Below are 15,603 nucleotides of genomic sequence, written 5' to 3' on the forward strand. Positions count from 1 at the left end.
CGACCGCAAGGGCATCGTCGAGATCGCCCAGGAGATGGGGGAGCTGGCCGAGCAGGCCCGGTCCGGCACGCTGCCGCCCGCCGCCATGCAGGGCGGCGGCTTCTCGGTCTCCTCCCTCGGCGGCATCGGCGGCGACGGCTTCACGCCGATCATCAACGCGCCGGAGGTGGCGATCCTGGGCGCCGCGCGCTCGCGCATCGAGCCGGTCTGGGACGGCACCACGTTCCAGCCCCGGCTGATCCTGCCGCTCAGCCTGTCCTGGGACCACCGGGCGGTGGACGGCGCCGCGGCGGCCCGCTTCCTCTCCCACCTCGCCGGCGTGCTCGGCGACCTGCGCCGGGGCGCCCTGTGAAGCCCGGCTGAGCATCATCCGGCGGAGTGGTCACCGGTTCGGCGGAGAAAAGTGAAGTCGCGGGATTCCGCTCCCGCGGGGAGAGAATGCACCTCGATCAGACCGCGGCTCACAGCCGGTCTCGACCCGATACGGGCCGCTACTCGAAGGCAGGCGGTTCGCCTGGGCCGGTGTGGGTCATCCAGTGTACCCATACCCGGACGCCGCGCGCCTTGAGCGCCTCGTACACCGCGCGCGCCGCCCCATGGCCCGTCGCCTCGCCGTAGGCAGCATCGCTCATCTGTCCCACCGCCTCCAGCGCCGGCATTGCCAGCAGCGCTTCGAGGTGCGCCACGTCGACCCCGACATGGATCACCCGCAGGTTCGGCAGGACCGTCAACTGGCGCAGGTCGACCGTCCCGATGAGCGCCGTGACGTGGAACTCGGCGAGGTTCGGGCAGTGCTCGATCCCCGCCAGCGTCGCGACGTCGAACTGCGCGTCCTCGCCGCCCCAGTAGCTATCGACGTAGGGGTAGATCGCGCTGCCGCCGTCGAGCACGAGCTTCGTCACCCGCGCGAGCAGCGCGTCGTCCAGGGGGTAGCGCTCGAGCCAGTCCCGCACCTCGGGGATGGGCGCGTAGCCCTCCTCGTCGGGATCGACGGCGCGGCCGAGCACGTGCGCGGCGAGCTGCTCGGGCGTGCCGAGGTCGATCGCCTTGGCGTCGAGCAGGGCCGACAGCACCGCGAGCTTCAGCGCCGGATCAGCGAAGGGCGCACCCGGCGCGCCCGCCGGCTCGGGGTAGGGCGGGGGCAACGCCTCCGCGAAGGTCGCGTCGAGGCGGAAGAGCTGGATCCGGTTCACCACGCCCATCGTGAACGTCACCAGGAGCCGGCTGCCGTCCGGGTAGTCGTGAAACCCGTACCGCCCGTCCGGCCCGCCGAGCCTATCAGCCTCGATCGCGAGGTCAGGCCGGGCGTCGCGGGTCGCTGCGAGGCTTGCGCCCATGTGCACGCCATCGACCGGGGCCGCGGTGGGGAAGCGCCAGTCGTACTTGAGCCAGGCGACGGCACCGTCGACGTCGAGGCGGGCGACGAAGCCGTGGCTGTTCTCGAGGATATCCGCGCGGCCCGCCTTGTGGGGCGGGAGTGGGCGCCATAGGGAGCCGAGCGCGTCGGCGAGGCGGGCAACAGGCATGCCCGGCCGCAGGGCGGCAAGGGCTATGGGGTCGATGCTGTCCACCATGGGGTGATCGGCCTCCACCAGATGAGCGCCCGCCTGATCGCGCATCGGGCCGCCGCTCTCGTATCCCGTGGGCGCCGGATCGTCGATGCCCACCCGCTCCGAGGGGCTGCCCAGCCTGTTTGACTGCGGGTGCACCTCAGCCAGACCGAGGCTCACAGCCGGTTTCGACCCGCCTTGATCATGCGATGGACCCTTGGAGCTTCGCAAAAGCGGTCATATGGCGGCCGCACCGCAAAGTCGGCTCGGGGGTCGCGGCCGTGCGAAAACGCGAGCCATCCGCGCCGCCATGGAACAATCCATCCACGAGGAGGGGGTTGAAGCCGCGTCGCGGGTCCGGGCACGGCCTCGCCTGGGCCGACCTCGCCGGATCAGGGGACGAGCGTTCTACCGCGATCCGCGCCATCAGGGTTCTCACGCGGCGTCGGCGGAGGTCGGAACGCGTCGTTGCACCCCTCGCCGCGCCGTTCTATGATTGTTCCATGGACGAGAGCGACGCCCTCCTCGCCGCACTGCGCCGGGCGGCCGATCCCGACGCCGCCGGGGCGGTGGAGCGGCTGCTCCGGCAGGCAAGCGACGCGGATCTGGCGCGGATCAACGCCGTGCGCCTCGCCGCGGAAGCGGGCCTCGACGAGGAGCCGGTGATCGCCGCGCTCCTGCACGGCGCGCGGCTCGGCCTGGTCGAGATGGCCTGGAACGTGCTGTGCCCGAGCTGCAGCGGCGTGCTCGAGGCACCGGCGAGCCTGCGCGGCGTGCGGCCGGGCTACCATTGCGCCTTCTGCGCCCTCGACAGCGAGCCGGTCCTCGACGACACGGTCGAGGTGACGTTCATCGTCAGTCCCCGGGTCCGGCGCATCGCGGCGCACGATCCCGACGGGCTCGGCGTCTGGGACTATCACCGCCAGGTCTTCTTCGGCTCCGGCGTGGCCTTCCCGGAGCCCGACGACTTCGCCGCCCTGGCGCAGCGGGCGCTCGTCGACTCGGTCGAGCTGCACGCCGGCGAGCGGATGATCCTGGCGCTGCAGCTCGGGCCCGAGCCGCTGATCGTGCTCGATCCCGTCACCCACGCGGCCCACAGCATCACGGTCGCGGGCGAGCCGACGCGGGAGCGCCAGGACCTCGCCCTGGTGTTCGACGCCGCCCGGGCGAGCGCCGGCCGCGACACCTTCCGCCCCGGTCCCCTGCGCCTGTCCCTCGACAACCGCAGCGACGGCCGGGTGCTGCCGACGGTCTTCCGCGTCGGACCGGAACTCGACAAGCTGCTGGGCGGGCGGCGGCCCTTCCTCACCGCCAGGCGGCTCCTCAGCAACCAGACGTTCCGCGACCTCTACCGCACCGACACGCTCGACATCGACCAGCGGCTCAAGATCCTGAGCCTCACCTTCCTGTTCACCGACCTGAAGGGCTCGACCGAGCTCTACGCCCGAGTCGGCGACCTCGTCGCCTACGACCTCGTACGGGCGCATTTCCGGATCCTGCACGAGATCGTCGCCGCCGAGGGCGGGGCGGTGGTCAAGACGATCGGCGATGCCGTGATGGCGACCTTCTTGGGCCCGCATCAGGCGGTGGCGGCGGCCCTGCGGATGCGCGCGGCAATACAGGGGCTGGGCGTCGAGCGCGGGGCCGACGACCTCATGCTCAAGATCGGGCTGCACGAGGGGCCCTGCCTCGCGGTGAGCCTCAACGACCGCCAGGACTACTTTGGGCAGACCGTGAACGTCGCGGCCCGGGTGCAGCAGCTCGCCGCGGCCGGGGGCATCTTCGCCACCGAATCGGTGGTGCGGCACGCGGAGGCCGCGCGCCACCTCGCCGAGCGGCAGATCACGGCCCGGGCCGAGCTGCGGACCCTGCGCGGCATCGGCGAGCCGGTGCCGGTCTACGAGCTCACCTGAGGCAGGCTCATCGGAGATCCGGCGCGACGCCCTGGTCGACGAGCCCGAGGCGCGGCACCACCGTGCCGGGCGGCAGGATCGCCCCCGGGGCGATCACGGCGTTCGCCCCGAGCCGGGCGCCGTCCCCCACCAGGGCGCCGAACTTCGCCAGGCCGGTCTCGACCAGTGCACCGTCGTGCCTGAACGCCACCGTGGCGCCGGGCCACTCGTTGCGGTGATTGGCGATGACCGCCCCCGCCTCCAGGTTGACGCCCCGGCCGAGCACGCTCTCGCCGACGAAGTTGAGATGGGCGAGCGCCGTCCCGGCGAAGACGAACGAGGCCTTGAGCTCCGCTCCCGGGCCGATCGTGCAGGCCTCCTCGAGCCAGGCGCCGCCCCGCAGGGTCGCCCCGTGGCCGATGAAGCAGCGTGGCCCGACGACGAGCGGCCCTTTGAGCACCGCGCCGGGCTCGACCCGGGCGCTGCGATGAACCGCGACCTCCCCGGCGACGTGAAACCCCTCCCCGAGCCGCCCGAGGAGCCGGCGGGTGATCGCCTCGGCCGCGGCGGTCAGCGCCCAGGGCGCCTCTCCGGCGAAATCCGCGAGGGCGGAGGCGGGGAAGGCCGGGATGTGTCGCCCGAGAAGGCTCACGGGTCTCGCCCGCGCTCAGTCGCAGACCCGCACGCGGCGGATGGTGACGTCGCCGAACTCGTCGATCATCCGGCGGCGCACCGTGTAGCAGTCCGGGTCGGCATAGACCGGGCCCTCGCCGTAGACCGGCGCGTAGCCGTAGGCCGGGGCCGGGGCGTAGCCGTAGGCCGGGCGCGCGCCGGCGGCGATCGCGCTGCCGAGGGCGAGGCCGCCGACGGCCCCGAGGGCGAAGGCCGGCCCGGCCCGCCAGCGCGCCTCGGCCGGCGCGGCGCCGGCCAGGGTCACGCTCGCCACGGTCGCCGCGGCCACGCAGACGGATGCGATGCGCTTCATGGCAGATCCCCATGCAGGTGAAGGTTCGAGGCAGGCACTCACGAGCACCCGGGACGGAGGCCCGGCCTGAGGACTTGCGTGAGGGACCGGGGTCCGTCCGTGCTCGATGTTCCGGTTATCGTACCGTCGCGCTGAACGGGCGCTGAAGCTTGAGCACAGGATTCCTTCAGCCGCGCCTACGTCACGTCGGCGGCGGGCTTCACCCGGACGATGCGGTGGCCGGAGACCTCGGCGCCGGCCTCCGGGGCGAGGCGGCGGAACGACAGGGCCGAGGCGCCTGAGACGATCGCCACCGCCAGGAAGGCGGGCCAGAAATCCTCCGCCCGGATCTCGGTGCGGCCGTGCCACTCGGCGGCGGTCTGGAGCGCGAAGGCGCCGAACGCCACGCCGATGCTGAGCGAGAGCTGCTGGGCGACGCTCGCCAGGCTCGTCGCCGCGCTCATGTCGCGCGGGTCGACGTCGGCATACGCGATGGCGTTGACGGCGGTGAATTGCAGCGAGCGGAAGCAGCCGCCGATCAGCAGCACCGCGACGATGACCGCGTGGGGCGTGCCCGCCGTGAACAGGCCGTTGACGGCGAGGAGGCCGGCGGCCACCACGGCGTTGAGGGTCATGACTGCCCGGAAGCCGAAGGCGCGCAGGATGCGGGCCGCGATCGTCTTCATGAACAGGGCGCCGGCGGCGGCCGCGAAGGTGATGAGGCCCGAATGCAGCGGGTCGAGCCCGAAGCCGAGCTGGAGCATCAGCGGCAGCAGGAACGGGATCGCCCCGGTGCCGATGCGAAACAGGCTGCCGCCGAGGACCGCCGCCCGGAAGGTGGGGTAGCGCAGGAGGTCGAGGCGGATCACCGGGTGGGCGGTGCGGCGGCTATGCGCCAGGTAGAGGCCGCACAGCACGATCCCGGCGCCGGTGCAGGCCCAGGACACCGCCTCCGGCAGGAGGTGGCGCCCGCTCGAGGCGAGGCCGAGCATCAGGCTGGCAAGGCCCGCCCCCGAGAGGACGAAGCCGAGGAGGTCGAGGGGCGGGCGCTCCGCCTCCTTGATGTCCTGGAAGTAGCGGGTGGCGAGCAGGATGCCGGCGAGCCCGATCGGCAGGTTGATGAAGAAGATCCAGCGCCAGTGCAGCGTCGTGGTGATGAGGCCGCCGAGCGGCGGGCCGATCACCGGGCCGACGAGGGCCGGGATCGTCAGGGTGGCCAGCGCCTGGACCAGCTCGCCCTTCGGCACGCTGCGCAGGAGCACCAAGCGCCCGACCGGCACCATCATGGCGCCGCCCATGCCCTGGAGGAAGCGGGCGGCGACGAACCAGCCGAGCGAATTGGCCGCCGCACAGGCCAGCGAGCCGGCCATGAACACCGCCAGCGCCCAGCGGAAGACCGTGCGGGCGCCGTAGCGGTCGGCGGCCCAGCCGCTGATCGGGATGAAGATCGCCAGGCTGACGAGATAGGAGGTCAGCGCCAGCTTCAGGGCGATCGGGTCCTCGCCCATGTCCGCCGCGATCGCCGGCAGCGAGGTCGCGAGCACGGTCGAGTCCGTGTTCTCCATGAACAGGGCCGTCGCGACGACGAGGGGGACGATCCGGGCGGTGCGCATGGCGCCGTATCTAGCGCCCGGCACGCGCGCCGGAAGCGCGAATCGGCGGGGGCTCACGCGCGCGCCACGCGTGGATGCGCGGCCTCTCCGGGATTTTTACCCGGGCATTATTGACGGAGATTTTTTACCCGGATAAAAATCGGACAGGCCGTCGAGCCGGGAGAGGCGCCATGGACGAAGCGTTCACCTGCACCGCATTCGAGGGGGAGCGGCGCCTGGCCGCCGGCCCGGCGGCAGCGGTGGCCCTGGCCGTCAAGCGGGCGGCCGCGAGCGGCGCCAGCGTGCTGGTCTTCGACGATCGCTCCGGCCGGCCCGTCGATTTCGACCTGAGGGGCAGCGACGCCGAGGTGACGGCGCGGCTCGAGCCGGCCCCGCCGGCGCCGCGGCCGGCGGGGCGACCGAAGCTCGGCGTCGTGGCCCGGGAGGTCACCCTGCTTCCGCGGCACTGGGACTGGCTCGCCGCCCAGCCCGGCGGCGCCTCGGTCGCGCTGCGCAAGCTCGTCGAGGCAGCGCGCAGCGCCGGCGCGGGTGAGGAGGGCCGCCGCCAGGCCCGGGAGGCCGCGGACCGCTTCATGGGGGCGATGCTGGGCGATGCCTGCGGCTACGAGGAGGCGGCCCGCGCCCTCTACGCGGGCGACGCGGACCGCTTCCGGAGCCTGAGCGAGGGGTGGCCGGCGGACCTGCGCGATCATGCGCGGCGTCTCGCCGGCCCGGCCTTCGCGGCCGAGGCGGCGTGAGCGGGGATCCGCTCACGCCGTGACGTCACCGGGTGTTCGGGCGTGGTCCGGATGCTGGCTTCTAGTGCGCCGGCGCCACGGTCCCGCTCACCGCCCCGGCGAGCTGCTCGCGCGGGACGGTCGCCCGCCCCACCACCTCGACCCGGGTGCCGGCGGCGGCCTGGCGCCCGGCCCAGTCCTGGATCATCTCCAGGCAGGTGTGGTCGATGTGGCGCAGGCAGTCGGCGGCGAGCCGGATGCGGCCGGCCCTCGGGGCCTGCTGCTCGAGCGCGGTCGCGAGGTGGGGCAGCTGCAGGAAGGTCGCGGCTCCCGAGAGGCGCACCTCCGGCACGCCCAGGGCGGCGGCGTCCTGCTCGATGGTGAGCCGCCCCTTGCGCAGGTGGGGCAGGGCCTGGAGCAGGCTGAGGATCAGGCCCGCCAGCACGCCGGTGAGCAGGTCGGCCGCCACCACGGTCACCAGGGTGATGAGCCAGATCCCCGCCGGCACCAGCCCGTAGCGGGCGTGCAGGTGCAGGCCGTGCAGCGGGTTGGCGAGGCGCCAGCCGGTGACCACCAGGATGCCGGCGAGCGCCGCCGTCGGCACCAGGGCGAGCAGGCCCGGCAGCGCCATCAGGAAGGCCAGCAGCCACAGCCCGTGCATCACCGCCGAGGCGCGGGTCGCCGCCCCGGCCTGGACGTTGGCCGAGGAGCGCACGATGACGCCGGTCATCGGCAGGCCGCCGAGGAAGCCGCACAGGATGTTGCCGGCCCCCTGCGCCCCGAGCTCCCGGTTGTAGGCGGTGCGCGGCCCGTCGTGCATCCGGTCGACCGCGGCGGCCGACAGCAGGCTCTCGGCCGAGGCGATGATCGCGAGGGTGAGGGCCGCCCCCAGGATGCCGGGCTCGGTCAGCCGCGCCCAGTCCCCCGCCCCCGGCAGGCTGACGGCGGCGAGGATGTTGCCCGGCACCTCGACGCGCTTGATCGCGAGGCCGGCGAGCCCCGCGATCCCGGTGCCGGCGAGCACGCCCACGAGGGCGCCGGGCAGGAGCCGCAGGGAGGCCGGCCGCCAGCGCTCCCAGGCCAGCATGGCGAGGATGGTGGCGAGCCCGACGCCGAAGGCCGCGAGGTTGCCGGCAGCAGTGCCGGTGACGAGGTCGAGGAAGGCCGCCGGCACCGCCGCCAGGTTGTCGAGGCCGCTCGCCCGCGGATCGTTGTCGGTGAGCACGTGGAGCTGGGCGAGCACGATCAGCACGCCGATGCCGGCGAGCATGCCGTGGACCACCGCCGGCGAGATCGCCCGGAACCAGCCGCCGATCCGGGCCGCGCCCGCGACGAGCTGGAGCGCGCCGGCCACCACCAGGACGGGCCCGAGGGCCGAGAGTCCCTGCGTGCGCACGAACTCGAACACGATGACGGCGAGGCCCGCCGCCGGCCCGCTGACCTGCAGCGGCGAGCCGGCGAGCAGCCCCACCACCACGCCGCCGACGATGCCGGTGATGAGCCCGCGCTCCGCCGGCACGCCGGAGGCGATCGCGATGCCCATGCAGAGCGGCAGCGCGACCAGGAAGACCACGAAGGACGCGGGGAGGTCCCGCGCCAGCGTTGAGGGCAAGATGGAGGACGCGAGCGACCGGAGGGAGGAGACCTGCATCGCGCCGGGTCTCACTCGGCCGCGACGGGCGCGGGCGCCGCGAGGTCGCGGGCCGCCAGCCTGGGCGAGGAGGCCTCCGCCACCGGCAGGGCGCCGTCGTCGAGGGGGACGAAGCGCCGCCCGTCATAGGCGAGGAGCGCGCCGGTCTCGATCTCGAAGAACCAGCCGTGCAGGGAGAGCTCCCCCTTGGCCAGGGCCGCCGCGACGCTCGGATGGGTGCGCAGGTGGGCGAGCTGCACCACCACGTTCTCGAGGGCGAGCGCCCGCAGGCGGTCGTGCGGCGCGATGTCGTCCGGGTAGGCCTCGCAGACGATGCGGTCGGCGGCGTGGCTGTGGCGCAGCCAGGCGGCGACGTTGGGCATCGCCGCCAGCGCCCCGGGCTGCATCAGGCCCTTCATGGCGCCGCAATCCGAGTGGCCGCAGACCACGATGTCGCGCACGCCGAGGGCCACCACCGCGTACTCGATGGCCGAGGAGACGCCGCCGTTCATCTGCGAGAAGGGCGGCACGATGTTGCCGGCGTTGCGGCAGACGAACAGTTCGCCGGGGCCGGTCTGGGTGATGTGCTCGGGCGCCACGCGGGAATCCGCGCAGGCGATGATCAGCGCCTTCGGGTGCTGGCCGTCGCGCACGAGCCGCTGGTACATCCGCTGCTGGCCGGGGAAGACGCTGCCGCGGAAGGTCGAGATGCCCTGGATGATGCTGTCCACGGGATGTCCTTGCTCGAGAGGCCAAGAGGGGATCGCAAGAGGGGATCGGGCACCGGCGGGACGGCCCGCCGCGCTCGGGAGTGCTGTTCGGGAGGGCCGCGCGCCCTCCTCGCCCGGAGGGCGGGATGCGGAGGGATGCGTGGCCCCGCCGGACACCACGCGAGCGGTGCGTGCCTTCGAGGCAAGCCGGCCGTGAGGGCGGTCCGCCGAAGGGCGGCCCCCTGGGGAGCCGTGCGGTCGGAGGGCGGACGCCGCCTCAGCGGCCGATGGTCCAGCGCGCTCCCTGGGGCGCGTCCGGGCCGCCGGCCCGCTCGGCGATCATTGGCTGGCCCAGGAGCTGGCCGGTGCCGGCCCGCTGCGACGCCCGCGAGCGGGGGTCGTGGTAGGGGTCGGAGACGTAGCTGCTCATGAATCCCCCGCCGGCGGCCTGCCGGCTTCCCTCCCCGCCGCTTCCGGCCAGCGCGGCGGCGGGCAAGGCGATGGCGGCAGCCAGAACGGTCGTGATCACGATCGTCTTCATGACGTCATCCTCATTTCACCGATTGTATTTTCGAGAAAAAATGCTTCTCGACAGCGATGAAACTGATCATGACGACGACGATCATCGCAGGATGTGCGCTCACGCACACAAGCAAATATCAACGAATAATCCCGCTTTCGGCAATTCAGCGTGCGCTCGCGCACGCCTATGCTGCGTCAGGACGGCGCACCGGCGGATGAATTGGTGCCGACCGGACGTTCGCGCGCCCGGCTTGACCGCTCCGCCCCGCGCGGCCCATACCTCCCGCAGCATCGAGGAGGCCTATGGCCAGCACCGCGAGACGGCCCTCGGGCCTGCCCCCGCGCACCGGACCGGCACCGGGCTTCCGGCTCCCGGGCGCCCCCGTCCCGCGGTCCCGTCGCCCGCTCTGATGGACCGCGATCCGATCGTCTTCGCCTGGCGCAGCGCCAAGCACCGGCACGCCGCCGCCGTCGCGGTCGCCCTCGGGCTCGGCGGTCCCCTGGTGGGGCTCGGGCTCCTGGCCCTGCGCGACCTCGTCGACGAGCTCCTGGCCCTCGCCGAGCCGGCGCGGCCGCCGATCCACTTCCTGCACCTCGTGGTGCCCCTGCCGGAGCGCCTCGGCGGCAACGGCCTGGTGCTGGTGCCCGGCTGGCCCCTCGGCGAGAGCGCGCTGACCCTGTGGGCGCTGGCCTGCCTGATCCTGGTCGCCCTGGCGCTGGCGGGCCTCGGCTGGGGGGTGGCGCGACTGTGCGTCGCCGCCCAGGCGGCCGCGGTGCGCCGCCTGCGGGAACTCGCCGAGGACGCCATCCTGCGCTCGGGGCCCGCCGCCCGCGACGACGCGAGGGGGCTCGCCGGCCAGGTCGGGACCGCGATCCGGGCCGCCGACGGCCTCCTCGCCGTCGGCGTCCTGGTGCCGGCCCTGGCGGCGGGGGCGGTGCTGCTCGCGCTCGCGGTCGCGGCGGCGGTGGCCCCGCGCCTCGTGGCGGCGGCGGGAATGAGCCTGGTGGCGGCGGCGCTGGCGCGCCAGCTCCTCATCGCCCGCACCGAGCGACGGGACGACCAGCGCCGCCTCGAGGGCGCCGCCCTCGAGCGCGGCCTGACCGACCTGGTGCGGCGCCTGCCGGCGGTGCGGGCCCATGGCACCGCCGCCTTCGAGCGCGCCCGCCTCGGCCACGTCGCCGACCGGGCCCGCCGCGCCCTCTCGGCGACCGAGGAGGAGCTCTCGCGCGCCCGGGCGCCGGCCCTGGCCCTCGCGGTGCTGGTGCCGACGGTGGTGCTCGCCGCCGCGCTCTGGCAGGCGCCATCCCCGGCCAAGGCGGTGAGCGCCGGGGACCTCTCGGCGGTGCTCGGCGCGCTCGCCGTCGCCTCGAGCGCCGTCGCGGCCTTCCTGCGCCAGAACCGCCGCCGCCGGGCCGCCCTGCCGGCCTTCCGGGAGATCGCGCGCGCCACCGCCTCCCTGGAGGCGCGGGCCCGCGCCCCGCGCCGGCTGCGCAGCCAGTCGGCGCCGCTGCCGGACGGCGGTCCCATCGTGCTCACGAACGTGGCGGCCTACGACCCGGCCTCCGGCGAGCGGCTGATCGGCCTCGACCTCACCCTGCCGATGCCGAGCCACGTGGCGATCCTCGGGGACCGCGGCAGCGGCGGCCGGGTCCTGGCGGCCCTGATCGCCGGCCAGCTCGAGCCCACCGCCGGCGCGGTCACCTACGCGGGCACCGACCTGCGCTCGGTCGAGCCGGCGGAGCGGGCCCGGCGCATCGCCTATGCGGGGGGCGAGCCGGTGCTGATGAGCGGCACCCTGCTGCAGAACCTGCTCTACGGCGACCTCGCCTTCGCCGATGGATCGAGCCCCGAGGCCGGCGCGCCTAACGCCCGCGACCTCGAGGAGCGGCTGGTCGAGGCGCTCTCGGTCACCGGGCTCGATCAGCTGGTCTACGGCCGCGGCCTCGCCAGCGTTCTGTCCCGCAACCTCGATTCCGCCACCGCCGCGGCCATCGTGGAGACCCGCGGCGCCCTGCGGGCGGCGCTCGCCGCCGACGGGGCCGCCCACCTGATCGAGCCCTTCGATCCCGCCCGCTACAACCGCCAGGCCACGGTGGGCGAGAACATCCTGTTCGGCGAGCCGGTCGGCTCGGCCTTCTCGGAGGCGCGGCTCGCCGGCCACCCCTTCACCCGGGCGGTGCTGGAGGCGGAAGGGCTGACCCGGCCGATGACCGAGATGGGCCTCGCCATCGCCCGCGCCACGGTCGAGATCTTCTCCGACCTGCCGGACGACCACCCGCTGTTCGACGCCTTCTCGCTCTTCCCGGCCCGGGAGCGGGGCTTCTTCGAGGACCTGGTGGCGCGCCAGCCCGAGGCCTCCGGCTGGCGCCGCGGCCCCGCCGGCCAGCGCGACCGCGCCCGGCTGATCGGCCTGTGCCTGCGCTACAGCGAGACCCGCCACCGCTTCGGCCTGATCGACGAGGCGATGGAGGCGCGCCTGGTCGCGGCCCGGCGCACCTTCGCGGCGCTCCTGCCGGCCTCGCTGCGCGGCTCGGTGGAGTTCTACGACCCGGCCCGGGTCACCGCGGCGGCGAGCCTGGAGGAGAACCTGCTGTTCGGCCGGATCGCCGGCGCCGAGGCCGGGGCCGGGTCCCGGGTGCGCGCCCTGATGCAGGCGGTGCTGCGCGAGCGTGGGCTCGAGCGGACGGTCTACCGCTTCGGCCTCGCGAGCCAGGTCGATCCCCGGGCGGCGGAGAGCGGCCTGGCCGGCCGGGACGGGTTCACGCCGTTCGAGCGGGGGGCGATCGACCTCGCCCGCTGCTTGGTGCGCCAGCCCGACATCCTGGTGGTGGGCCTCGCCCTCGACGATCGCGGTGCCCCCGAGATCATGGCCGGGGTGGAGCGGCTGCGGGCGGCCCGGGCCGGGCGCGGCCTCGTGGTCTGCCTGCCGGACGAATGCCGGCCGGACCCGGAGATGCCCTTCGACCTCGTGCTGCGGGCCGAGCGCACCACTGTGGTCCGGATGATGCCGCCGGTCGACGCTCCGGAGGCGGGCGATCCGGCACCGGCCGGTGCCGGGCAGGAGGCTCCGGCGGCCGAGGCCCCTGTGCGGGACCGCACCCGCTTAACGACAGATTAGGCCGCCCGGGGGAACCTTCGTCTTGCACTCATCGTTCGTGGAGCACATCTCTCGTGCACAGCATTCCATAGTGTCTTGCCGGATCGTCCGGCCGGAGCAACCGCTATGTGCGTCATCGCACATCCAACCCCCGCAACCCCCATCACGGTCGGCGGCATGATAACGAGGGGTCCTCTCATGGAAGCCGGCCTGACGCTCCGGTTCTGGGGCGTCAGGGGGTCGACCTGCGCCTCCGGGCCGGAATTCGTGGAATTCGGCGGGCACACCCCCTGCGTCGAGGTCCGCTGCGGCGAGCGGCTGTTCGTGATCGATGCCGGTACCGGCATCAACGCGTTCGGCGCCCATCACCGCGACCGGCTGCCCCAGCGCGTCGACCTGCTCCTGAGCCACCTGCACCTCGACCATGTCGGTGGGCTGCCGTTCATGAAGCCCGCGGTGCTCGACCCCTCCCGCGAGATCCACACCTGGTGCGGCAACCTCGACGGGGCGAGCGCTGCCGAGCCCCTCGGCCGCCTGTTCTCGCCGCCGCTCTTCCCCATCACCCTCGACGTGCTGCCCGCCCGATTCGTGCATCACGGCTTCCGGGCCGGCGAGAGCCTGACCTTCCCGGACGGCGCCGTCGTCGACACCATCCCGCTCGAGCATCCCCAGGGCGCCACGGGGTACCGCTTCCGCCACGGCGGCCGCACCGCCTGCTACATCAGCGACCTCGAGCATTCCGAGCCCTGGCCCGATCCGAACCTGCTGTCCTTCGTGCAGGGCGCCGACCTGGTGATCTACGACGGCATGTTCACCCAGGGCGAGTACCCGGCCTGCCGCGGCTGGGGCCACTCGACCTGGCAGAAGGGCGTCGAGCTGTGCCAGGCCGGCGGCGTCGGGCGCCTCGCCATCGTGCATCTCTATCCCCAGCACACCGACGCGCTCCTGCGCGAGCTGGAGGGCCAGATGCAGGCCGAGATGCCGGGCGCCTTCGTCGCCCGAGAGCGCCAGGAGATCAGCTTCGCCGCCGTGGCGGCGGCGAGCCCGCGCCGCCGCCGCGCCCCGCGGATCGCCGCGGTCGCCTGACGTTCGTCAGAACGCCGCGGCGGCCCAGCCCGAGAGCAGCCCGGCCCCGAGCACCAGCACGAAGGCGGCGGCCCACAGCTCGAGGGCGCCGACCGCGATCGCACCGCCCTGGCCGCGGCCGCCGGCGAGGCGCAGGGCGAGCGCCTTGGCGAAGACGGCGAGCGCTGCCAGAATGCCGGTGGTGAGCGCCGTGCCGAGCGCCATCGCCAGGGTGGCGGCGACGCCGGCGGCGAAGATGCCCTGGGACAGGGCGAAGACCAGCACCAGCACCGCCCCGGCGCAGGGGCGCGTGCCGGCGGCGAGCACCACGCCGGCCTGCTCGCGCCAGCCCGCCAGCCGCTCGACCCGCGTCCCGTCGGCGAGTCCCGCATGGCCGCAACCGGGCCCGCAGGCCGGCCCCGCCTCGCGGTTGAGGAGGCGCGCGAGCTGCCCGGCCTTGCGCCAAGTCACCGCCGCGCCCAGCACCGCCACGCAGGCGAAGCCCGCCGTCTCGATCACGGAGCCGGCCTGGTTCAGGCCGGCGGCGGTCAGGCGCAGCAGCATCGCGCCGCCGCCCACCAGCGCCAGCGCGACCCCGGCCTGGAGCAGGGCCGCGAGCAGGCTCAGGGTGAAGCCGCGGCGCAGGGCCCGCTCGCCGGCCATCAGGTAGCCGGCGATCACCGCCTTGCCGTGGCCGGGCCCGGCGGCATGCAGCACCCCGTAGGCGAAGCCGAGCCCGACCAGGGTCAGGTAGCCGTCCCGCCCGCCCTTGACCGCCGACACCGCCGTCTGGAGCGCGCGGGAGAAGCCGGACTGCATCGCCAGCAGCCAGGCCCCGAGGCTCGTGGCGCCGCTCGGGGCCACCTCCCGGAAGCCGATCCCGAAAGGCGAGCGCGGCGGCGCCCGGAAGCCCGGGGCGAGCAGCCCGAGCAGCCCGGCGAGCACGGCCGCCGCCGCCAGCACCGCGAGGGCCGCGAGGACCAGGCGCTGGAGCCCGCGGGAGGGGGGAGCGAGGGTGAGCGCCCGGGTCAGCACGCGACGACGATCCGGTTGGCGAACTGCACCCCGTAGGACGAGGCGGCGGTCATGGCCTCGAAGAAGGCTTCCGACATGCCGGTGGCGGCGGGTGCCGCCGCGACGGCGCCCTTCGGCCGGTGGGCGGTGGCGCGGCAGCGGGCGGGAGCCCCCGCCAGGGTCGCGGCGCCCTCGTCCTCCGCGAGGCTGAAGGCGACGAAGTAGGTCGGGTCGTAGACCTCGAGGGAGGCGGTGCCGGCGGCCGGCGCCTTGACCGGCAGGGTGAAGCGCAGGGTGAGCTTGCCGTCCGCAAAGGTCATCGCCGGATCGGCCGCCGCGCCGAAATCCTGCTTGCGGCCGTCGACCTTCAGCACCGTGAAGTAGCCCTGTTCGGCCAGGTTCTGGGCGTTGTCCCGGGCGAGCGCCGCCAGGGCGGCCGGGTTCACCGGCCCGGTCGGGGACTGGCCCAGTCCCTGGACCGCGAAGGCGGAGTAGGTCGGGTCGAAGGTCCAGGCGTGCCGCACCGCCCGCAAGGTCCCGTCCGGGCCGTAATCGAGCTCGGCCCGGGTAGTGATCCAGACGTGCGGATGGGCGAAGGCCGGCGTCGCCGCGAGCAGGGCGGCACCGGCGAGGAGGAGGCGGGAAGGGCGCGGCATGACGATGTCCTTCGGCGACGCTCGCCCCTCGTGGTTAACCGACCGTTAAGCGCGCTGCGCCGCCCGGGGCGGTACTGGTCCCGCCGCAATGCGGCGGGAGCGGGGCGGGAGCCTGCGCCTCGTCCTTCCGGGAGGCCGGCGTAGAGCCGTCGCGCCCCGCCCCGGCCTTCACC

General features: G+C 74.3%; 14 protein-coding genes. 5 read left to right on the plus strand and 9 right to left on the minus strand.

Going from position 1 to position 15,603, the window contains the following annotated elements; genetic code table 11:
• On the plus strand, positions 1-352 hold a 352-nt coding region (locus VQ02_RS12160), incomplete at its 5' end, for a 2-oxo acid dehydrogenase subunit E2 (protein WP_048444461.1).
• Positions 353-491: 139 nt separating this feature from the next.
• Here VQ02_RS12160 and VQ02_RS38155 read toward each other — a convergent pair.
• Entirely contained in the window at positions 492-1,619 is a 1,128-nt protein-coding gene (locus tag VQ02_RS38155) for a DUF7256 domain-containing protein (RefSeq protein WP_167350731.1), read from the minus strand.
• A 434-nt stretch (positions 1,620-2,053) separates the two neighbouring features.
• Here VQ02_RS38155 and VQ02_RS12170 point away from each other — a divergent pair, with 434 nt between their 5' ends.
• Entirely contained in the window at positions 2,054-3,463 is a 1,410-nt protein-coding gene (locus VQ02_RS12170; RefSeq protein WP_048444462.1) for an adenylate/guanylate cyclase domain-containing protein, read from the plus strand.
• A 7-nt stretch (positions 3,464-3,470) separates the two neighbouring features.
• On the opposite strand, the gene VQ02_RS12175 is transcribed toward VQ02_RS12170, so the two are convergent.
• From VQ02_RS12175 to VQ02_RS12185, 3 genes are all read right to left on the minus strand, one after another.
• Entirely contained in the window at positions 3,471-4,094 is a 624-nt protein-coding gene (locus tag VQ02_RS12175) for an LbetaH domain-containing protein (RefSeq protein ID WP_048444463.1), read from the minus strand.
• Between the two features lie 15 nt (positions 4,095-4,109).
• Complete coding sequence (locus tag VQ02_RS12180) at positions 4,110-4,427, minus strand: hypothetical protein (protein WP_048444464.1); 318 nt, start codon at positions 4,425-4,427, stop codon at positions 4,110-4,112.
• 176 nt (positions 4,428-4,603) lie between these two features.
• Positions 4,604-6,019 (minus strand): DHA2 family efflux MFS transporter permease subunit, encoded by a 1,416-nt coding sequence (locus VQ02_RS12185; protein ID WP_048444465.1) that lies wholly within the window; start codon positions 6,017-6,019, stop codon positions 4,604-4,606.
• Between the two features lie 170 nt (positions 6,020-6,189).
• Between VQ02_RS12185 and VQ02_RS12190 the strand changes: the two genes are divergently transcribed.
• Positions 6,190-6,756, plus strand: coding sequence for a DUF2239 family protein (locus VQ02_RS12190; protein WP_048444466.1), 567 nt, complete (start codon positions 6,190-6,192; stop codon positions 6,754-6,756).
• 61 nt (positions 6,757-6,817) lie between these two features.
• Here the strand turns inward: VQ02_RS12190 and VQ02_RS12195 are convergent, their stop codons facing one another.
• The 3 genes from VQ02_RS12195 to VQ02_RS12205 form a co-directional block, all read right to left on the minus strand.
• Positions 6,818-8,386 (minus strand): SulP family inorganic anion transporter, encoded by a 1,569-nt coding sequence (locus tag VQ02_RS12195; protein ID WP_048444467.1) that lies wholly within the window; start codon positions 8,384-8,386, stop codon positions 6,818-6,820.
• Between the two features lie 11 nt (positions 8,387-8,397).
• Entirely contained in the window at positions 8,398-9,096 is a 699-nt protein-coding gene (locus VQ02_RS12200) for a carbonic anhydrase (protein WP_048444468.1), read from the minus strand.
• Positions 9,097-9,352: 256 nt separating this feature from the next.
• Positions 9,353-9,616 (minus strand): hypothetical protein, encoded by a 264-nt coding sequence (locus tag VQ02_RS12205; protein ID WP_048444469.1) that lies wholly within the window; start codon positions 9,614-9,616, stop codon positions 9,353-9,355.
• Between the two features lie 391 nt (positions 9,617-10,007).
• Here VQ02_RS12205 and VQ02_RS12210 point away from each other — a divergent pair, with 391 nt between their 5' ends.
• Positions 10,008-12,716 carry an ATP-binding cassette domain-containing protein gene (locus tag VQ02_RS12210; RefSeq protein ID WP_083469179.1) on the plus strand — a complete coding sequence of 903 codons (2,709 nt, stop codon included), beginning with the start codon at positions 10,008-10,010 and terminating at the stop codon, positions 12,714-12,716.
• Between the two features lie 156 nt (positions 12,717-12,872).
• A complete protein-coding gene (locus VQ02_RS12215; protein ID WP_048444473.1) occupies positions 12,873-13,781 on the plus strand; it encodes an MBL fold metallo-hydrolase in 909 nt (302 codons plus the stop codon).
• Positions 13,782-13,787: 6 nt separating this feature from the next.
• Here the strand turns inward: VQ02_RS12215 and VQ02_RS12220 are convergent, their stop codons facing one another.
• On the minus strand, positions 13,788-14,792 hold the full coding sequence (locus VQ02_RS12220; RefSeq protein ID WP_048444474.1) for a nickel/cobalt transporter: 1,005 nt from the start codon (positions 14,790-14,792) through the stop codon (positions 13,788-13,790).
• Positions 14,789-15,430, minus strand: coding sequence for a DUF1007 family protein (locus VQ02_RS12225; protein WP_048444470.1), 642 nt, complete (start codon positions 15,428-15,430; stop codon positions 14,789-14,791). The genes VQ02_RS12220 and VQ02_RS12225 overlap by 4 nt, the downstream gene beginning before the upstream one ends.
• Positions 15,431-15,603 lie beyond the last annotated feature (173 nt).

Source organism: Methylobacterium variabile (genome assembly GCF_001043975.1).
GTDB classification, from domain to species: domain Bacteria; phylum Pseudomonadota; class Alphaproteobacteria; order Rhizobiales; family Beijerinckiaceae; genus Methylobacterium; species Methylobacterium variabile.